This is a genomic window from Caulobacter sp. BP25 (assembly GCF_002737755.1).
Taxonomy (GTDB): domain Bacteria; phylum Pseudomonadota; class Alphaproteobacteria; order Caulobacterales; family Caulobacteraceae; genus Caulobacter.
On sequence record NZ_PEGH01000018.1, the window covers coordinates 458,271 to 477,086 of the forward strand.

20 protein-coding genes are annotated in these 18,816 nt (G+C 67.6%); 6 read left to right on the forward strand and 14 right to left on the reverse strand.

From position 1 onward, the window contains the following. Window positions 1–17 precede the first annotated feature (17 nt). Entirely contained in the window at window positions 18–740 is a 723-nt protein-coding gene (locus tag CSW59_RS16050) for an aspartate/glutamate racemase family protein (protein ID WP_099444975.1), read from the forward strand. A gap of 21 nt (window positions 741–761) precedes the next feature. Here the strand turns inward: CSW59_RS16050 and CSW59_RS16055 are convergent, their stop codons facing one another. Next, on the reverse strand, window positions 762–2,849 hold the full coding sequence (locus CSW59_RS16055) for a transglycosylase domain-containing protein (RefSeq protein ID WP_099444976.1): 2,088 nt from the start codon (window positions 2,847–2,849) through the stop codon (window positions 762–764). 54 nt (window positions 2,850–2,903) lie between these two features. Between CSW59_RS16055 and CSW59_RS16060 the strand changes: the two genes are divergently transcribed. Then, window positions 2,904–3,392 carry a YcgN family cysteine cluster protein gene (locus CSW59_RS16060; protein ID WP_099444977.1) on the forward strand — a complete coding sequence of 163 codons (489 nt, stop codon included), beginning with the start codon at window positions 2,904–2,906 and terminating at the stop codon, window positions 3,390–3,392. Between the two features lie 212 nt (window positions 3,393–3,604). Here the strand turns inward: CSW59_RS16060 and rpmE are convergent, their stop codons facing one another. Beyond that, window positions 3,605–3,835 (reverse strand): 50S ribosomal protein L31, encoded by a 231-nt coding sequence (gene rpmE / locus CSW59_RS16065; protein WP_004616338.1) that lies wholly within the window; start codon window positions 3,833–3,835, stop codon window positions 3,605–3,607. 124 nt (window positions 3,836–3,959) lie between these two features. On the opposite strand from rpmE, the gene CSW59_RS16070 reads away from it, so the two are divergent. Continuing rightward, window positions 3,960–5,813 (forward strand): ABC transporter transmembrane domain-containing protein, encoded by a 1,854-nt coding sequence (locus tag CSW59_RS16070; RefSeq protein ID WP_201722822.1) that lies wholly within the window; start codon window positions 3,960–3,962, stop codon window positions 5,811–5,813. Between the two features lie 3 nt (window positions 5,814–5,816). Here the strand turns inward: CSW59_RS16070 and CSW59_RS16075 are convergent, their stop codons facing one another. From CSW59_RS16075 to thiE, 8 genes are all read right to left on the reverse strand, one after another. Continuing rightward, the gene (locus tag CSW59_RS16075) at window positions 5,817–6,623 is read right to left on the reverse strand and encodes a CPBP family intramembrane glutamic endopeptidase (RefSeq protein WP_201722823.1); all 807 of its coding nucleotides are present in this window, start codon (window positions 6,621–6,623) and stop codon (window positions 5,817–5,819) included. Between the two features lie 10 nt (window positions 6,624–6,633). Further along, window positions 6,634–7,416, reverse strand: a complete 783-nt coding sequence (locus tag CSW59_RS16080) for a MipA/OmpV family protein (RefSeq protein ID WP_099444980.1) — start codon at window positions 7,414–7,416, stop codon at window positions 6,634–6,636. 122 nt (window positions 7,417–7,538) lie between these two features. Beyond that, the gene (locus tag CSW59_RS16085; protein ID WP_099444981.1) at window positions 7,539–8,666 is read right to left on the reverse strand and encodes an AraC family transcriptional regulator; all 1,128 of its coding nucleotides are present in this window, start codon (window positions 8,664–8,666) and stop codon (window positions 7,539–7,541) included. Window positions 8,667–8,692: 26 nt separating this feature from the next. Continuing rightward, the gene (locus tag CSW59_RS16090; protein WP_099444982.1) at window positions 8,693–9,994 is read right to left on the reverse strand and encodes a hypothetical protein; all 1,302 of its coding nucleotides are present in this window, start codon (window positions 9,992–9,994) and stop codon (window positions 8,693–8,695) included. Between the two features lie 65 nt (window positions 9,995–10,059). Next, window positions 10,060–11,130, reverse strand: a complete 1,071-nt coding sequence (locus CSW59_RS16095) for a glycerophosphodiester phosphodiesterase (RefSeq protein ID WP_099444983.1) — start codon at window positions 11,128–11,130, stop codon at window positions 10,060–10,062. Between the two features lie 158 nt (window positions 11,131–11,288). Next, a complete protein-coding gene (locus CSW59_RS16100) occupies window positions 11,289–12,089 on the reverse strand; it encodes an inositol monophosphatase family protein (protein WP_201722824.1) in 801 nt (266 codons plus the stop codon). Window positions 12,090–12,394: 305 nt separating this feature from the next. Beyond that, window positions 12,395–12,802 carry a hypothetical protein gene (locus tag CSW59_RS16105; protein WP_099444984.1) on the reverse strand — a complete coding sequence of 136 codons (408 nt, stop codon included), beginning with the start codon at window positions 12,800–12,802 and terminating at the stop codon, window positions 12,395–12,397. Window positions 12,803–12,893: 91 nt separating this feature from the next. Further along, window positions 12,894–13,571: a thiamine phosphate synthase gene (thiE, locus tag CSW59_RS16110; RefSeq protein ID WP_099444985.1), complete on the reverse strand. Its 678-nt coding sequence runs from the start codon at window positions 13,569–13,571 to the stop codon at window positions 12,894–12,896. Window positions 13,572–13,794: 223 nt separating this feature from the next. Here thiE and CSW59_RS16115 point away from each other — a divergent pair, with 223 nt between their 5' ends. Both CSW59_RS16115 and bfr read left to right on the forward strand, forming a co-directional pair. Next, window positions 13,795–13,980, forward strand: coding sequence for a bacterioferritin-associated ferredoxin (locus CSW59_RS16115; protein ID WP_099444986.1), 186 nt, complete (start codon window positions 13,795–13,797; stop codon window positions 13,978–13,980). Window positions 13,981–14,124: 144 nt separating this feature from the next. Beyond that, window positions 14,125–14,604 carry a bacterioferritin gene (bfr, locus tag CSW59_RS16120; RefSeq protein WP_099444987.1) on the forward strand — a complete coding sequence of 160 codons (480 nt, stop codon included), beginning with the start codon at window positions 14,125–14,127 and terminating at the stop codon, window positions 14,602–14,604. Window positions 14,605–14,610: 6 nt separating this feature from the next. Here the strand turns inward: bfr and CSW59_RS16125 are convergent, their stop codons facing one another. Both CSW59_RS16125 and CSW59_RS16130 read right to left on the reverse strand, forming a co-directional pair. Beyond that, on the reverse strand, window positions 14,611–15,117 hold the full coding sequence (locus CSW59_RS16125; protein WP_099444988.1) for a GNAT family N-acetyltransferase: 507 nt from the start codon (window positions 15,115–15,117) through the stop codon (window positions 14,611–14,613). 40 nt (window positions 15,118–15,157) lie between these two features. Then, entirely contained in the window at window positions 15,158–16,957 is a 1,800-nt protein-coding gene (locus CSW59_RS16130; protein ID WP_143755006.1) for a methyl-accepting chemotaxis protein, read from the reverse strand. A 326-nt stretch (window positions 16,958–17,283) separates the two neighbouring features. Here CSW59_RS16130 and CSW59_RS16135 point away from each other — a divergent pair, with 326 nt between their 5' ends. Continuing rightward, window positions 17,284–17,859 carry a tryptophan-rich sensory protein gene (locus CSW59_RS16135; RefSeq protein WP_099444990.1) on the forward strand — a complete coding sequence of 192 codons (576 nt, stop codon included), beginning with the start codon at window positions 17,284–17,286 and terminating at the stop codon, window positions 17,857–17,859. Here the strand turns inward: CSW59_RS16135 and CSW59_RS16140 are convergent, their stop codons facing one another. Both CSW59_RS16140 and CSW59_RS16145 read right to left on the reverse strand, forming a co-directional pair. Further along, the gene (locus CSW59_RS16140) at window positions 17,860–18,288 is read right to left on the reverse strand and encodes an Hpt domain-containing protein (RefSeq protein WP_099444991.1); all 429 of its coding nucleotides are present in this window, start codon (window positions 18,286–18,288) and stop codon (window positions 17,860–17,862) included. Next, a complete protein-coding gene (locus CSW59_RS16145; protein ID WP_099445279.1) occupies window positions 18,285–18,782 on the reverse strand; it encodes a PleD family two-component system response regulator in 498 nt (165 codons plus the stop codon). Before CSW59_RS16145 ends, CSW59_RS16140 begins: the two co-directional genes overlap by 4 nt. Window positions 18,783–18,816 lie beyond the last annotated feature (34 nt).

An 18,816-nucleotide genomic window follows, 5' to 3' on the forward strand; every position in this document is an offset into this window, starting at 1 on the left:
ACCGCGCGGAGCTCGCCATGACCGAACAAGCCTTGATCGGACTGATCGGGGGCATGAGCTGGGAAAGCTCGGCCCAGTACTATCGGCTGATCAACGAGGCCGTGCGCCTGCGGCTGGGCGGCGTGGCGTCGGCGCGGACGCTGATGTGGTCGTTCGACTTCGCCGAGATCGAGCGCCTGCAGCACGCGGGAAGATGGCCCGAGCTGTCCCGGCGTCTCGCCGATGCCGCGCGGGCGCTGGAGGCCGGCGGCGCCGACTTTCTCGTCCTCTGCACCAACACCATGCACCGCGAGGCCGACGCGATCGAGGCGGCGGTCCGTATCCCGCTGCTGCACATCGCCGACCCGACGGGCCAGGCGATCACGGCGGCGGGCCTGTCCAGGGTGGGGCTGCTCGGCACGGCCTTCACCATGGAGCACGACTTCTATCGCGGTCGTCTGGAGGCGAAGCACGGCCTGACCGTGCTGACGCCCGACGCCGAGGGCCGCGCCGCCGTGCATCGGATCATCTACGAGGAGCTGGTCGCCGGTCGGGTCCTGGACGTCTCGCGCGAGGCCTATCGGGCGGTGATCGCGCGCCTGGTCGAGCGCGGCGCCGAAGCGATCATCCTGGGCTGCACCGAGATCATGCTGCTGATCGGTCAAGAGGACAGCCCCGTCCCGGTCTTCGACACCACGACCCTGCACGCGATGGCGGCGGTGGAGCGGGCGCTGCTTCCGCTCTCCGCTCAGCGCGGCTGAGAACGCGCCTGAAGCGCCCGCCTAGTCGCGTGGCGCGGATGATGGCTCCGGCAGGCTATCCCCGCCCGCGCCCTCCCGCTCCGACGCGGTCCGGGCGAGCTCGGCGGCCAGGGTCTCGTAGAAGCCGTTGCGCGGGTCGGGCTTGGTCTCGGCCACGGGATCGTCCAGCAGCCACGGGAAGTCGCTGACCGCCAGGGAGGCGTGGGCCGCGACCATGAAGCGCCGCCAGACCGCCGCCGGGATGTCGCCGCCGACCACCCTGTTCATCGGCCGCTCGTCGTCATTGCCGACCCAGACGCCGGTGACGTAGTCGGGGGTGAAGCCGACGAACCAGGCGTCGCGCCAGTTCTGGCTGGTGCCGGTCTTGCCGGCGGCGAGACGGCCGAACTCGGCGCGGCGGGCGGTGCCCTCGGTGACCACCTTCTCCATCATCCGCACCATGATGCTGGCGTGGCCAATGTCGTAGACGCGGCGCTCGGCGGCGGGCGGCTGGTGGGCCCAAATCTCCTGACCGCCTTGCGTGCCGACGGACTCGATGAGGTAGGGCTCCAGCCGGACGCCGCCCAGCTGGAAGACCTGGAAGCCCGAGGTCAGCTGCAGCAGGTTCACTTCGTACGAGCCCAGCGCCACCGACAGGTCCGGCGCGTCTGGCAGGCTGGTGATCCCGAAGCGGCGGGCCAGTTCGCCGATCGCCGCTCCGCCGACCTCCTTCCCCAGCTGGGCGGCGATGGTGTTCGTCGAGGCGATCAGGGCCTGCTCGATGCTCATCGGGCCGCGATACTCGCCGCCATAGTTCTCCGGGGTCCAGTCGCCGAACGTCACGGGTTCGTCGACGCGGATGTCGGTCGGCAGCGCACCGCGCTCGACGGCGGCGGCGTAGACGAACGGCTTGAACGTCGAGCCGGGTTGGCGGCGCGCCTGGATGGCGCGGTTGAAGGGGCTTTCGACATAGTCCGTCCCGCCGATCATCGCGCGGATGGCGCCGTCGGCCGACAAGGACAACAGCGCCGCCTGCGAGACGCCTGAGACGGGTCCGTCCACGGCGATGGTTTGACGGATTGTTTCGGCCGCCTCGCGCTGCAGCAGCGGGTCGATCGTCAGGCGCACGACCAGGTCCGGGGCATTGGAGCCGGCGATCTTGACCGCCTCGGCCGTGGCGTAGTCCAGCACCCAACCGAAATCGCCCTCGTCCTGGCCGATGGGGGACAGGGCGGGCCGATCCTCCAGCGCCTCACGCTCCTCCTGGACGGTGATCCAGCCCTCGGCGCGCATATTGGCCAGGATCAGACGCGAGCGGGCCAGGGCGCGCTCCATGTCGCGGTTCAAGGCCAGGCGCGAGGGGGCCTTGGGCAGGCTGGCCAGCAGGGCCGCCTCGGACAGGGTCAGCTGGCTGGCCGACTTGCCGAAATAGGTCTGGGCCGCGCCGTCCAGGCCGTAGGTCCCGGCGCCGAAATAGATGCGGTTCAGGTAGATCTCGAGGATCTCGTCCTTGGTCAGCACCTGCTCCAGCCGCCAGGCCAGCAGCATCTCCTGTAGCTTGCGTTTGAGCACCCGGTCGGGGCTTAGGAACATGCCCTTGGCCAGCTGCTGGGTCAGGGTGGAGGCGCCTTGCACCGTGCGGCCGGCCCGCCAGTTGATCCAGGCCGCCCGGAAGACGCCCTGCACGTCGATCGGCCCGTGCTGGTAGAAGCGCCGATCCTCGGCGGCCAGGAAGGCCTGGGAGACGTAGGGTGGCAGCTCGCCGACCGTGACCCGGCGGCCATAGCGGGGACCGCGCGTGGCGATCACCTGGCCGTAGCGGTCCTCGAAGCGGATGGCCGGTGCGCGGTTCAGGGCGAACAGCGCCTCGCGCGGCGGCAGCTGGGGCGTGTCCTTGAGGTACTTGGACCAGACGACATAGGCGCCGCTGGCGGTGGCGAGAGCGGCGACCAGGATCGCGGCCAGCAGCCCGCCCAGGACCCAGGCCCAGACGCGCCAGGCGCTACGCGGCTTGGCCGGCTTGGTCTCGAAACGCAGCGGGGCCTCAGGCGGCTTTTCGGCAGGCTGAGACGCCGGCGTGGGGGCCTCCGGGGGTGGGGTCTCGTCGGTCGGCGGCGTCGAGTCGGTCACGGTTACGGTCAGGCTCTGTTTGGTCGCCGGATCATTCGGGTTTAGGACGAGGCCATGAGTTCAAGCAAACCTTTCTGGCGAACCAAGACGCTCGCCGAGATGACTGTTCCCGAATGGGAGAGCCTGTGCGACGGCTGCGGCCTGTGCTGCCTGGTCCGCTTCGAGGACGAGGACACCGGCGAGATCGTGCCTACCCGCGTCCACTGTCAACTGTTCGACGAGCACCTGTGCCGCTGCAAGGACTATCCGAACCGCAAGAAGACAGTGCCGGACTGCATCAAGCTGACACCGTACAATATTGAGGATCTGGAGTGGATGCCGCGCTCCTGCGCCTACCGGCGCCTGCATGAGGGCAAGGATCTGCCGCAATGGCACCCGTTGATCACCGGCGATCCGGAGAGCACCCACAAGGCCGGAATCTCGGTGCGCGACCAGACGGTGTCGGAGCTGTGCTTCGACGACGCCGAGGACGCGCTGGACTTTACGGCGACCGACCTGATGCGCGATCGCGGTGATGATCCGTATGAGCCGGAGGAGGAATAGCCCCTCTCCCCTTGCGGGAGAGGGTGGCCGCCGGAGGCGGTCGGGTGAGGGGTTACGCTACGCTGTCCGAAAGGTTTATCGACCCCTCATCCGTCAGCTTCGCTGACACCTTCTCCCGCAAGGGGAGAAGGAAACAGACGTCCAGACACAGAAAAAGCCGGCCCGCGATGCGCGGAGCCGGCTTTTCGTCGCCCTTACGGCGAGAAGGGTGTTTAGGCCTTCTTGCCGGTGAAGCCGGCGAACTTGGCGTTGAAGCGCGAGACGCGGCCGCCGCGGTCCATCAGCTGAGCGTTGCCGCCCGTCCACGCCGGATGGGTGCGCGGGTCGATATCCAGCGCCAGGTTCGCGCCTTCCTTGCCGTAGGTCGAGCGGGTCTTGTAGCTCGAACCGTCGGTCAGGGTGACGGTGATGAAGTGGTAGTCGGGGTGAATGTCTTGTTTCATGGCGGCGATCCAGACCGACTAAGCCGGCGAGTGAGAATGGGGTAAGCGCCAAACCGCGCACGCGCGGGGTGGCCCTCGAAGACGCGCGGCTATAAAGAACGCGCGCGATTTTGGCAAGGGACTGTTGATGACCGACGTGACCGCCGGCGACCAAAAGGCCGAAGGCCGCCCCGGCGCGGGGGCGGAATTGGTCCAGGGCATGGCTGAAGCGAAAGCCCGGCGGCCGCGCCGCAAGGACATCCGTCCCCTTGCCCACTTGCTGCCGTTTGTCGCCGCCCACAAGGGCGATGGGCTGGCGGCGGCCTTCTTCCTGCTGTTCTCGACGGGCGCCACCCTGGGCCTCACGGCGGCCTTCAAGGAGGTCATCGACCACGGATTCGCCAAGGGCCAGGGCGCGGCGATCAATAGCGCCTTCGTCGGTCTCGGCGCCGTGGCCATGGTGCTGGCGGTGGCGACGGCCCTGCGATTCTTTTTCATTACGCGGCTGGGCGAGCGCGTGGTGGCCGATGTGCGCCGGGCGCTCTATCGCCACACCCTGACGCTGGATCAGGAATATTTCCTCAAGACCCGCACCGGCGAGGTGCTGTCGCGCCTGACGACCGACGTCTCGCTGATCGAGCAGCTGGTCGGCGCATCGGCCTCGATCGCCCTGCGCAACATCCTCAGCCTGGTCGGCGGCCTCGGCTACATGGCGGTGGTCTCGCCCAAGCTGGCGGGCTTCATCGTGGCGATGGTGCCGGTGATCCTGGCGCCGATGTTCCTGGTTGGCCGCAGGGTTCGCAAACTGACCGTCACCGCGCAGGACCGCTTTGCCGACGCCGTCGGCTATGCCGGCGAGAGCCTGGACGCTCTGGAGACCGTGCAGGCCTTCGGCCGTGAAAAGGCCTCCTCGACCCGCTTCGCCGGGGCGGTGGAGGCGGCCTACAAGGCGTCGGTCAAGCGGATCGTCACGCGCGCCACCATGACCGGCATGGTCATCATACTGGCCTTCGGCGGCATCACCCTGTTGCTATGGACCGGCGCGCGCCTTGTTATGTCCGGCGAGATGACTGGCGGCACCCTGGCCCAGTTCGCCATGCTGGCGGTGATGGCGGCTGGCTCGATCGGGGCGCTGGGCGAGGTCTGGGGCGACGTCCAGAAGGCCTCGGGCGCCATGGACCGCATCTCCGACCTGCTGAACGCCCGGCCCGGCATCGCCGCGCCGGACGCTCCCAAGCCGCTGCCGACTCCCGCGCGCGGCGAGATCGCCTTCGAGAACGTCACCTTCGCCTATCCCGGCCGCCCGGACCTGCCGGCCCTGAACGGCTTTGACCTGTCGGTGAGGGCTGGCGAGACCGTCGCCCTTGTCGGCCCCTCGGGCGCGGGCAAGAGCACCGTGCTGCGGCTGCTCCTGCGATTCTATGACCCGCAGGCGGGCTCAATCCGCCTTGACGGCGTTGATCTGCGCGACGCCGACCCCGCCGAGGTCCGCGCGCGCATGGCCCTGGTCGCCCAGGACTCGCCGCTGTTCTCGGGCTCGGCGCTGGACAACATCCGCTTCGGCCGCGCCGACGCCTCCGACGAAGACCTGAAGGCCGCCGCCGAGGCCGCCCAGGCTTCGGGCTTCCTGTCGGCCCTGCCGCAGGGCTTCGACACCCCGGTGGGCGAGCGCGCCAAGACCCTGTCTGGCGGCCAGCGCCAGCGCCTGGCCATCGCCCGCGCCTTGGCCCGCGAGGCGCCGATCCTCTTGCTGGACGAAGCCACCAGCGCCCTCGACGCCGAGAGCGAGCGCCTCGTTCAGCAGGCTCTGCACGCGGCCATGGCCGGCCGCACGACCCTGGTCATCGCCCACCGCCTGGCCACCGTGCTGAAAGCCGACCGGATCGTGGTCATGGAGGAGGGCCGCGTGGTCGAGCAGGGCACGCACGCCGAACTCTTCGCCAAGGGCGGCCTCTACGCCCGCCTGGCCCGCCTGCAGTTCGGGGTCGAGGCGGCTTAAGGGTCACGGTTGAAGGATCACCGCCGTGACCGCGACGATCAAGACAACGCCCTCGAGTCCGTGGATGAGCACGGCCAGCCAGTTGCTCCGGAACGCCTGGGCGGGAAGGCTGTAACACAGGCAGCTGATGACAAGGCCCGGCATCAGCCAGAACTTGTGGGCGTGGTAGGCGGCGAAGAGGAGGCCGTTGCCGAGCCAGGCCCATCGACCCCAAGCCTTCTCCATGCGCGGCAGCAGCACCCCGTGGAAGAGCAGCGCCTCGCCGAGCAGGTAGTTGAAGAGGCTGGAGACGAGCGCCAAACCCAAGATATCCCAACGACCGCTCGCGGCCGGAACATCAAGGGTCCTTATGTCGGCGTAGGCTGGGGCCATCTCCAGCAGATGCAACCCAATCGGCGTGGCCTGGAAGATGCGCGTCACCAGATCATCGCCGACGAAGCCCAGCGCGACGAAGGCTGGGACCAACAGGAAGGCCAGCACCATCGGCTCTCCGCTCGGTCGCCAGATCGGGCTTGTCAGCCAAAGCCGCCGCGCCAAGGCGTAAGGACGGAATGGGACGCCCTCCAGCTTTAGGATGAGCAGCGACAGGACCAACTGCCACGCCATTCCGGCGACAACCAATCGCCAGAAGACCAGGCCAGGCATTGGATCGTCGGGCCTGATCAGTTGCGGTGCGACGCCCCACGCGAGGATAGCCATTGGCCCCGTCGCCGCAGCCCAGATCAGAAGAATTTTGAAGCTGTCCCACGCGAGGCGCGCGGGTCCGGCGAAGCGCGCGGGAAAGTACATCGGCACGAAGGGCGATCGCATGGCGTTGGCCCTAGAACCGACGGACCACAGAGACAAAGCCGCTGCTGGCATGGTCCTTGGCCATCAGCGGGCTATCGGTGATGTCATTGTCGAAGAGTTCGACCTCGGCGGCGGCGATCACGAAGAGGCGGTCGGTGACTTGGTAGCGGGCCTGGACGCCCAGCGAGGGGACCAACACACCACCCGACGGGGCCCTTGCCGTGCGGCCGTACTCGAAGGCGCTTAGCTTGCCGGCTTCCGTCTCGCGCAGGCCGTAGAGCCAGGTGGCGAGCTTCTCGTCCTTCCATGAAACGCCGGCGACGACATCGACCGATAGCTTTTCCAGCGGGCTGGCCGACAAGGCGAGATCCAGGTTGATTTCCTGACCCTTGGCCTGGTCAGTGACATCGCGCAGATATTCCAAACTCAGCGTGGCGGGACCAGCGGCGGCGCTGAGCCGTCCGCCCAGATCAACGCCAGCGTCGCGTTGTAGGAAGGAAAAGTCTCGCGTGTCCTTGGGATCGACGAGTTGGAAGCGCGGCGCGACCCGGCCTTCCAGCTTGAAATGGTCGCTACTCCAGGCGGTGACCGCCAAGCCCGACAGGTCGGCGGTAAACCGCTGCGTCTGATAGACGAACAGCGGCAGCGCGCCGGTCTGGGTCTTCTTCTTGGCGGAGGCGTAGGGGTTGGTGGTTGCATAGACGCCGGCCCCCAGCAGGAAGAGGCGTTCGGGCGGCTGTTCGGCCTCCTGGGCCCGCGCCGCGAAGGGCGTGAGGACCAGGGCGCAGGCGGCGATAGCTAAATAGCGGATCATGACTGTTCTCGTGCAATGAGCAGGATAGTCACGGTCATGAAGGGGCAGCCGCTCGCCGTCGTCCGGACGGGTAGGCTCGAAGCCTCAGCGCTTCCGAGCCTGACGGTTCGGACGTTGCGCGATCAGGGCCGGAAGGCGCTGGGCGGCTGTCCGGCGTGCTTCTTGACGGCGGCGTTGAAGGTGGAGCGCGAGTTGAAGCCCACGTCGTAGGCGATGGCCAGGATTGGTTCGTCCGAGGCCTTGATCCGCCCCACCGCTTCTTCGACCCGCCAGCGATTGACGTAGTCGAAGAAGCTCTGGCCCAGGTGATCGTTCAGAGTCTGGGACAGGTGGTTGGGCGTGATCGCCACGCGGCCGGCCAGGGCGCTCAGCGACAGCAGCGGATCGCGATACAGGTGCTCGGCGCGCATGGCCTGCTCCAGCCTGGCCGCGATCTCCACCTGGCGGGCCTCGGGTAGCGCCGAGCGGGCGTACTTCTCGGCCGGTGGCAGGACGTTGGGTGTCTCAGTTTCCTGGCTATAGATCGGCTTCTGCGACAGGCCGAAGAGGCCAATGGCGGCGGTCCAGCCCAGTTCGACTGCGGCGGCGGCGACGTCCAGCCAGGAAGTATTCGCGCCGATCGCCAGCACCGACTTGACCGCGCCCCAGGCCCAAGCTGTCAGCATCAGCAGCACCAGCGCTCGCAGCCAGCTCAGCGTCCGATCCTCCAGGTTCGAGAAAAGGTCCCGCACGCGCCGCACGTGCTGGCTCAGCACCACCAGGGCGGCGGCTAGGTAACCCAGGGTGACCCCCAGGAACAGCGCGACGAAGACGAGCTGGAGCACGCCGGCCAGCACGTCCGTCCCCACCCCTGCGCCACTGTAGACCGCCAGTCGCGTCGGGGCGGGCAGCAGGAAGAACGGCGAAGCCAGTAAAGCCGCGACCCCGGCCGGCCAAGCGATCCGCCAGACGCGGACCTGCGTCCAGCGTTCCGGTTCGCCGGTCATAGCCAGCACATAGGCCAGGATTGACGGTCCCTGGAACAGCGACAGCGCCCACAGAATGCCGGTCGTCCACGGATGGGCGGCATAGATTCCGGTGCGGTCCAACAGCAGGTCGATTCCCGATAGACCGCTCAGCAGCAGAAACATCGCCAGCGCCGTCGTCGGTGCGGTCCGCCAGTTGCGCCGCAGACCCAGCTGCGCCGCTGAAAAAAGGCCGATGGCCGCCGTCGCGGACGATAGGATCAGCGCCGGAGCGTCGAACGTCATCACGATGCCTCTTGCTGTTGCGAGGCCTATCTCGCCAAATCCGCCGGCGTCGTCGGCTCGCTGAGCAGGCGCTCCATCGCTTTCCAGCGCGCCGTCTCGCTCTTGCCCGCGCGTTCGACGTGGGCGCGGACCAGGTCCTGGCCCAGGCTGTAGTTGATGATGTAGGCGCGATAGGTCTCGATGAAGGACAGCCGCTTCTCGGCTCGCGCGGTCGAGCTTAGGCCGTACTTTGCCAGAGCCTTCACGGCCTCGGGCTTGCTCATCTTGCCGTCCAGATAGGCCGCCGCGATGGTGAGCTCGCTCTGGGCGAGCGCCGCCTTGGCGTCCATCAGCGCGCCGTAGGCCGCCGCCGTCTTGGGATCCAGGCCCGCCAGCGGATAGAGCTTGTCGCGCTCGAAGTCGGTCTTGGCCTTGCCTGGGAAGGCCAGTTCGATGCCGTAGTTGGCGCTGCCCTCGGCGATCAGCGACTGCGGCGAGAACAGCGGGTAGACGCTGAACTCGACCCAGCCCTTTTCCTTGGTCAGCTTCTCTTCCAGCAGGGCGTTCAGCACGTGGTGGCCGGGATAGCCTTCGTGGCAGCCCAGGTCCAAGGCGCGGCTGATATAGATCGGCAGGTCGGTGTTGATCTCGATCAGGCTATGGGCCCCGCCCTGGTACCAGTTGTAGCCGCTCCAGGGTTTCTTGGTGACGAACGACAGATCGAAGCGCTCGCCCTCGGGCAGCTTGATGTGCGCCTCGGTCTTGGCCTTACAGGCGGCGATGCCGGCCTTCATCACCGGCTCAAGCCGGTCGGTCGGGATCACGTAGCCTGCCTGGAAGGCGTCGACGCGGGCGGCCAGGTCGCCCTTGCCCGGCGCCAGCTTGTCGATCCGCGCCAGGATCGGGTCGTAAGCCTTCAGCGGCTTGATCACGGGCCGCACGCCGAACAGGCCTTCCGCCTCGTCCTGGAAGCTGAACTTGTCGCCGGCGATCATGGCCAGACGCGTCTGGGCGGCCTTGACCTGGCCCTTCAGGAATAGCTTGCGGCGGCGCTGGTCGGCGGTGAGGCCCTCGTCCGGAATCTTGGCCAGCAATGCTTGCAGCCGGTCGGCCTCTTTGCGTAGGACCGAGACCGGACGCGGCGACCCCTTGGCGGCGGCTTGCCAGTCCTTGGGACCGTAATAGGCGTCGACATAGCCCGGCTCGCGCTCGCCGGCTTCCAGCGTCAGGCGCACGAAGTCGACGGCGACCTTATCCAGCTTTTCCGAACCCGGCGAGGCCAGGGCGGAGGCGCTCGTCCCAAGGGCGGCGATGGCCGCGAGCGTGGCGACGGCGTGACGGAACTTCATGGAACTCTTCCCAGGGCGAAGGCCGGCACGCTGCACCGGTCCGCCCCTTCAGGGCAAGAGGGACGCTAGGCTCTCGCGGCGACGGCGAGGGCCGGGAAGTCGCTGAACACGCCATCGACGCCGGCGGCGTACAGCGCCTTCAGCACCGCGATCGTGTCGCCATGCTGGGCCAGGAACGCCGGGTCCTTGGGATCGCCCTTCCGTAGGGTCGTGGGCAGGAAGTAGTTCTCGGCCCGCACGGTCCAGGGGTGGACGACCAGGCCGGCGGCGTGGGCGTTCTTGACGAGGTCGGTGGCCGGCAGCAGAGCGTCCGCGCTCTGCGGGACAATCATGGTCTTCTCCGGGCCCAGGCCGTCGGCATAGACCGCGACGTCCTTCAGGCCCTGGGCGGTGACGAGGTCGGCGTATTTGACGTTCGGCAGGTCGGCCGGGCCGCCATCGCTGGCGACCAGGAAGACGAGGCGGGCGGGGGTCTTGGCGCGCAGGCGCTTCAGGGGGGCGACCTCAAAGCATTGGACGAAGACCGGCGCGGTGGCCGAGTTCAGGTCCAGGGCCTTCAGCTTGGCGACCAGGCGGTCCTCGGTCGGCAGGCCGATGGAAGCGAAATAGGTCGGGTGCTTCAGCTCGGGATAGACCCCGATCGTCCGGCCCGTGCGCTGGGAGCCGGCGCGGGCGATGGCGACCACTTCCTCGAACGTCAGCAGTTGGGCCTGGCCGTCATAGGCGGTGTTGGCGGGGCGAAGCTGGGGCAGGCGTTCGCGGGCGCGCAGGGTCTTGATCTCGGCGAGGGTGAAGTCCTCGGTGAACCAGCCGGTGATCTGCTCGCCGTCGATGGTCTTGGTGGTCTTGCGGGCGGCGAACTCAGGACGGCTGGCGACATCGGTCGTGCCGCCGATCTCGTTCTCGTGGCGGGCGACCAGGTGGCCGTCCTTGGTCGGGACGAGGTCCGGTTCGATGAAGTCCGCGCCCTGCTCGATCGCGCGCTCATAGGCCAGGGCTGTATGCTCGGGCCGCTCGCCGCTGCAGCCGCGGTGGCCGATGACGATCGGCTTGCGGTTCTGGGCGCGGGCCAGGCCGGGCAGGAACGTGCCGGCGAGGGCGGCGGTGGTCAGGGCGCGACGGGTCAGCAGGGTCATGGGCCGCGATTTAGCGCGCGGATGTGACGTTTTGGCTAGGCTTTGAAAACAGTCATCCCGGCCAAGCGCGAAGCGCGCCGAGCCGGGACCGCCGGAAGCTCCGAACCTGCCGCGCTCCCGGGTCTGCGCTGCGCTTCGCCCGGGATGACATGCTTCTTCTAAGCCGCCCGCAGTTTCTCCAGGATCTGCGGGTGCAGGTCCTGGTTCGAGGCCAGCAGCGACTTGCCGGACACCAGGTCCAGGTCGCTCTCGTCGATCGTGGTGATCTTGCCGCCCGACTCCTGGATCATCAGGATGCCCGCTGCGACGTCCCACGGATTGAGGTTGCGCTCCCAGTAGGCGTCGAAGCGGCCGGCGGCGACCCAGGCCAGATCCAGGGCGGCCGAGCCGAAGCGACGCACGCCGGCGACCTTCTGGCTGACCTGGTGCAGCTCCTTCAGGAACTGGCCATGGCCCGGCTTGCCGGCGAACGGCACGCCGGTCGCGAGCACCGACTCGTCCAGGTGACGGCGAGCCGCGACGCGCAGGCGCTTCTCGGCGCCCAGGAACGCGCCCTTGCCCTTCTCGACCCAGAAGAGGTCGTTGCTGATGGGATTGTAGGTCACGCCGGCGACGATGCCTTCGCCCTCGCGTTGCAGGGCGATGTTGACCGCGAAGTGCGGGATGGCGTGCATGAAGTTGGTGGTGCCGTCCAGCGGGTCGACGATCCAGGTGTGGGTCTTGTCGGTGCCCTCGACCATGCCGCGTTCCTCACCCAGGAAGCCATAGCCGGGGCGGGCCTTGGTCAGGATCTCGAAAAGGGTCTGCTCGGCCTTGAGGTCGGCGTTGGTGACGAAGTCGGCCGCGCCCTTCTTTGAGACCTGCAGTTCGGTGACTTCGCCAAAGTCGCGGGCCAGGCCACGGGCGGCTTTCCGGGCCGCGTCGATCATGACGTTCAGAAGGGCGGAAGGCGTGGCCACGGGCGGACTATCCTCAATGAAAGCCGTCGACGCCGGCCGGAAAGTCCGGCGGCGGAGCGGTAGGTCGACGGTGTGAAAGAACGGGCGCGGAACCTAGTCGTCCACAGACGCGAAGGCAAGGCGTGCCTGATCGGGCGGAATTAACGACGAAGCCCGTCCCCTAAACACCGATTTCCCCGGCGAATGCCGGGGCCCAGATCCTATGGCGCTTAGGATGACTGGAAGCGCTCCGCGCCTCTGGAGCCCGCCCTCGCGCCTTTCCAGCTGGGCCCCGGCATTCGCCGGGGAGGTCGGATGGGAGGGGGCTAAGGCAGCTCGACCTTCGGCAAGCTGTCCTTGGTCTCGCATAGCAGCTTCCCGGACTTGCCGACCGCGCCGGAGATGTCCTCGATCTTGGTTTCCTTGCGCCAGCCCTTGGGCAGGCCCTTGGTCCCGTCGAAGTCCATGCCCAGGTCCATCCACTTGTCGGCCGGGCAGTCCAGCGCGAACAGCAGGATCGGGCCCTTGCTGGCAGGCCAGTTGCGGTAGGGGCCGTTTGGCTTGCCCTCGGCGATGCGGGTGACGATCAGGCCGGTCGTCTGATCCACGCGGGAGAAGTCCGCGTCGTAATAGGTCTTGGTTTCCCCCGGCGCCAGTTTCCAGGTCTCGGCGGCCGCAGCGGTCGAGATAGCCAGGGCCGTTACGCTAAGCAAACACACTACGAGCCGCTTCATATCGAGCGTCCTCCCCAGGTTTTTGTTCGCTGGGGATGACGCTAGGCCTGTGTGCGGCGCGTCACAAGTCGGCCTGGCGACCTCGTTTTACTTAGGGGATTGCTGGGGGGGCTTTCTGGCGCGCTTCCAGGCGAGCAGCCAGGCCTTCGGCGATCGCGGCGTTGAGGGCGGCCACGGCGGCGGCGGGACCTTGCGGATAGGCCCAGACGCCGGCCGAGACGGCCAGGAAGTCCGCGCCGGCCGTCGACAGGCTCGCGGCGTTGGCGGCGGTGATCCCGCCGATCGCCACGCAGGGCGTCTCCATCGTTTCCTGCCAGATGGTCAGGATTTCGGGATCGGCGGTGGTCGGGGCGTCCTTGGTCGTGGTCGGGAAGAAGGCCCCGAAGGCGACATAGTCGGCGCCGGCCTCGGAGGCCTCCATGGCCAGGTGGCGGCTGTCGTGGCAAGTGACGCCGACCATCCGCTGGCCCATCAGCTTGCGGGCTTCCTTGTAGGGCATGTCCGACTGGCCGATGTGCACGCCGTCGACGGCCAGGCGGGCGGCGAGGTCGGGGCGGTCGTTCAGGATCACGGCCACGTCTCGGGCCTGGGCGATCGGGGCCAGCACGTCAACGGCGGCGGCGACCAAGTCGTCGGGCGCGTCCTTCAGCCGGATCTGCAGCGCGGCGACGTCGCCGCCTTCCAGGGCTTGGGCCAGCGTCCGGCCGAACGTCGCCAGGTCGGGCAGGGCGGGCGGGGTGATCAGATAGAGGCGGCAATCGAGCGTCATGCGCTGGCTTTAGGCTAAATCCTCTCCCTGTGGGAGAGGTGTCGACCCGAAGGGGCGAAGGAGAGGGGCGTATTCATCGACTTCCCCTCCGGTCGCTGCGCGACCACCTCCCCCGCTAGGGGGAGGATTTGAGCGTGCTCCATCCATCGCAATGAGAGTCAGTTGCAAAACCCTCGGCATTAAGCTAGATGAGAATGACACTCATTCGGTAGGGCGTTCTTCCTTGTACGTCTGCAACTGTAACGGCATTCGCGAGCGCCAGGTGCGCGCCGCCATCGACGCCGGCGCCCAGCGCCCGGCCGATGTCTTCCGTCATCACGGTTGCCAGGCGCAGTGCGCCAAGTGCGTCTGCGAGATGCGACAAATGATCCAGGAAAACCGCGAAGCCCTGGCCTACGCCGCCGAATAACGGCGAAAAACACGATTAAATCAGAGATCGCGAAGCACTCTCACAGATTTCTGTGAGAGCGCGAAACACTCGCAAATATTCAAGTTGAAGGCAGCTTCGGCTTGCATCAGGTTCCGGCCAACAGTGACTCTGAAGGAGGCCGCCATGCAGGGCGATCCTGGTATTATTCGTTTGCTCAACGCGGTGCTCACCAACGAGCTGACGGCGGTCAACCAGTATTTCCTGCACGCGCGGATGTACGACAACTGGGGCTTCAAGCGCCTGGGCAAGATCACCTATGACGAGTCGATCGGCGAAATGAAGCACGCCGACATGCTGATCAACCGCATCCTGTTCCTGGAAGGTCTTCCCAACCTCCAGGACCTGCACAAGCTGAAGATCGGCGAGACGGTCCCTGAATGCCTGAACTCCGACCTTCAGGTCGAACTTGGCGGCCGCGAGACGCTGATCCCCGGCATCATCCAGTGCGAGCAGGTCCGCGACTATGTCAGCCGCGAGCTGCTGCGTGAAATCCTCAGCGACACCGAGGAGCACATCGACTTCCTCGAGACCCAGCTGTCGCTGGTCAAGTCGCTGGGCGAGGCCAACTACCTGCAGTCTGCCATGGGCGAACTGCCGGCGTAGCGCCTTCTAGACCGACCGCTGCATGAACAGGCGCGCGCGCTCATCGAGGCCGCGCGCCACATGCTCGCGACGCACCGCCTGCAAGGCGGGCGAAAGCGTCTCGTCGGCGATATCCACAAATCCCAGACGCCGATAGTACGGGGCGTTCCACGGAACCTCGCGGAATGTCGACAGCGTCAGGCGCGCTCGCCCCGTTATCGCCGCGCGCTCGGCGACGGCGTCGATCAGGGCGGCGCCGATCCGCCGCCCCTCGAACGCCGGGGCCACATCGATCTGCTCGATATAGAGGCTGTCCTCCAGCGGGCGGAACATCACGAAGGCCGCTAGCTCTTCGTCGAGAGTCGCCGTCAGCAGGCCGTCCGTTGCGATGCGATCGGCGAGTACACTCGCAGACGTGGGGGCGTCACCGGCCAGGGCGTCCATCACGCCGAGGAAGCGTCGCGAGGACGCGCGCTCGAGGTCCTGGATCGCGTCGATCTCGCTCTCGAAGGCGGGGCGGATGGCGAGCGTCATGCCCGCCGTCTTATCCTAGGCCGAGGTCGGGGCGAAGGCGTCAGGCCGCTATCGCGGTCTGCTCGTCGAACTTCTCGACCAGTTCGCCCAGGCGCGAGGCCTCGCCCTTCAGCGAGTGCGCCGCGGCGGTGGTCTGCTCGACCATGGCCGCGTTCTGCTGGGTCATCTGGTCCATCTGGTTCACGGCGCTGTTGAGCTGGCTCAGGCTCGTGGCCTGCTCCTTCGCGGCCGTGGCGATCTCCGAAACCAGGGCCGATATGTCCGTAACGCGCTGGATGATGCTGCCCAGGGCCGAGCCGGTGCGGTCGACCAGGGTGACACCGACCTCGACCTTGTCGCTCGCCGCGCCGATCAGGATCTTGATCTCCTTGGCGGCGTCGGCCGAGCGCTGAGCCAGCGCTCGCACTTCCTGGGCGACGACCGCGAAACCCTTGCCGCTGTCGCCCGCGCGGGCGGCTTCGACGCCGGCGTTCAGCGCCAGAAGGTTGGTCTGGAAGGCGATCTCGTCGATCACCCCGATGATCTGGCCGATCTGAGATGAAGCGGTCTCGATCTCGCGCACGGCGATGACCGCGTCACGCACCGAAACCTCGGTGGCGCGGGCTTCTTCGCGAGCCGCGTCGACCATGCCGTTGGCGCGGCCGGCGCTGTCGGCGGCCTGACGCACGGCGCCGGTGATTTCGTTCAGGGCAGCGGCGGTTTCTTCCAGACTGGCCGCCTGCTGCTCGGTCCGGCGCGACAGGTCGTCGGCGGCCTGGGCGATCTCGGCGGCGCCGACATGGACGCCGCGCGACGAGGTCCCGATGTCGCCGAGGGTGGCGTTCAGCGTCTCGGCCGTGGCGTTGAAGTCGTGACGCAGGCGCTCGTAGTCGGCGTGGAAGGTCTTGTTCAGGCGCACACCGATCTGACCGCCGGCCAGTCGCGCGAGACCTTGCGCCAGGCCGTCCATGGCCTCGCGGCGGGCTTCCTCGGCCGCGCGGCGCTCGGCTTCGGCCGAGGCGCGGTTGTGCTCGGCGTCCAGGCGGGCCTGGTCCTCGCGGTCGCGCAGCGCCCGCCGCTCCAGCAGGTTCTCGCGGAAGATAGCGATGGCCTTGGCCATTTCGCCCAGCTCGTCGGTCCGCTTGGCGAAGGGTACTTCGTTCTCGTAGTCCCCCTTGGCCAGCTTGGCCATGTAGGCTGTGATGGCCTCGATGGGACGCACGACCGAGCGGCGCATGGCCCAGACGCCGCCCAGGATCAGGCCTGCCAGCAACAAGGTCAGGCCGGCCATCAGGCCAAGGTCCCAGACTTGCTTGCGATGGGCCAAGGCCTCGATGGCGGCGTTGTTGGCGGCGATCATCGGCGTGGCCTTGTCGACCATGGCGCGATGGGCGGCATAGGCGGTCTTCAGCTCGGCATAGGCCGCGTCGGCGGTCGGTTGGTCCCCGGCCTCGACGGCGGCGACCAGGCGGTCAGCGGCGGCGAGCATCTGCTTGGCGTGGCCGTCCGAGTCCTCCAGCAGGATCTGCTTGACCTCGGGATCGACATCCGTCGTCCGCCAATAGGCCGTGCGGGCGTCGTACTCGCCGCGCAGGCGCTTGATCTCGCCGGCGGCCCAGCGGGCGGCGTCGGGCGTGCGGGTGTAGTAGGCTGTCTGGGCGTCGAGATAGGCCTCGATCACGTACATGGGCGGCGGCAGGATGTCGGCCGTCAGATCCTTGCCGGCGACGATCTGTCCATATAGTGGCCCGCCCACGCGTTGGTTGGCGATCGCGTTCCACGAGCCAGCCGTCAGCAAAACGAGACCCACGGCCAAGGCCGCGCCGAACAGGGTCATTGCCCCGGACAACTTCAGACGCATGACGCCCACTCCCCCAGACTGGGGCTAGAAACGCCACATCAAGCGTGAACTGCGTCTTAACCACGCAGGTAGCCTACCCATATTGGGGTGCTTTGCGCGTTCGTAACGCCTTTGCGCGCAAGGTTTTTGCGATGGTCTGGCGAGGTTGCGGCAAATCGACGCAGGGGCAGATCAAGGTCCCGCGCACCATGCCGCCTGGGGTGTTCAGGGGCATTTTCGGGTAGCGCCGGGCCAGGATCGCGCCATGATGAAACGAGCGCGGCCACCCTGGAACCAAGGCTTGAGCCGGGCTGTTTGACTTTGCGAGTTTAACAGGGAGTTCCGCCATGCACATCGCCCACGGAAAGTCGCGCGAGCGCGCTCTGCCCGGCCGCGAGGCTTTCGAGCTGGAGCAGCGGAAGGACTTCCACCCGGTCGGTCAGATCGCGGTCGGCGCGGCTTTGGCCAGCGGCGTGATCGTGGCGGCCCTGATCATGGGGCGGCGGCACGAGAAGGTGCTGGACGATGAGATGTACGCCGTCGAGTTCGCCGAGATGCACGAGCCTGTGGCCCATCAGCCCAAGCCGTTGACCAGCCTGCTGTTGCCGCCGCTGTTCATTGCCATGACCCTGTCGGGCCTGCGCACCTGGAACGCGCCGTCCAGCCCGGCCCGCACCCGAGCCCTGACCATCTGGAGCCTGGTGCAGGGCTTCAACGCGCTGTGGCTGGGCCTGGGGGCCAAGCGCCTGGGCGGCCAGCTCAGCGCGGCGACGGCCTCGATCGCGGCCTCGGCGGCCTATGCGATCGAGGCGCGCAAGGTCGGCGGCGGCACGGCGCCGGACCTTGGCTGGATCGGCCTGGCGAACGCCATCAGCTCGCAGCTCTGGCGCAAGCCCGTGCCGCGCGCGCCGACGATCCATTAGCTACGCGGTGGACGGGCCTTCCGCGCGCTTGGCCAGCCGCTGAAGGCCGGCGAGGATCTCGCCGAGGTTCTCGCTGTCGCCGTGCTGGCGGATGATCTTCAGCGCCTGGATGTTCACCCAGACGGATGTGCGATCCCAGGTCGAGCGCTCGGTGAGCGCACGGATCATGTCGCATAGGCGCCGCGCGGACTGCTCCAGCGCGGACAGGCCGAACATGCCCGCCATCGAGCCAATACTCTCTGCCAGGCGCGAGGCGGTCTCGGGCGCGACCATCTCGCCAGCGGCGAGCAGGGCCGCGATATCGGTGTCGATCTGCGAGAGCGCGCTTTCGCGATAGGCTTCGGCGTTGGCCCGGGCGTTGGCCAGAGCCGTCTGCATGTCCATGCCGTCGGGCAGGTCGATGAAGCGGGTGAGGCGGCTACCGGTCACTGGAGCAGCGCCGCCGTCGCGCCGTCGATCGACGCGCGGTACGTCCGCTCATCGCCCACGACGGCGGAGGACGGGGCGCTGGAGAAGACCGTCGAGGCGCTCCACAGAATGCGATTCAGCAGCACGTTGGCCGAGAACGGCTTGGCGACGATGTAGTCGGCGCCGGCCCTGCGAGCCTTGTCGATCAGGGGGCGCGGCGTGTGACCGGTCAACACGATGACCACCGAGGGCAGCGCGCTGGCCGCCTGCCGTCGGCGCAGTTCGTCGATGATCCGCAGGCCCGCCTCGATGTCGGGAAAGGGGTCGACGATGATCAGATCTGGGTCGAACCGGGTGCGAGGCGCCTCGGCGTCGCTCAGGCTCGCGCGGCGCTCGAACTTGCGGAACCCGAAGCCCATCAGGATCTGGGTGGTGAGGTCCATGAAGCCCGCGTTCTCGTCAACGATCAGTACGCCCGCGTCCTGGAACCTGAAGCTGTGCTGTTGGTCGTTCACGTCGTCCCCCATCTGGAACAATGTGACGCAAGCG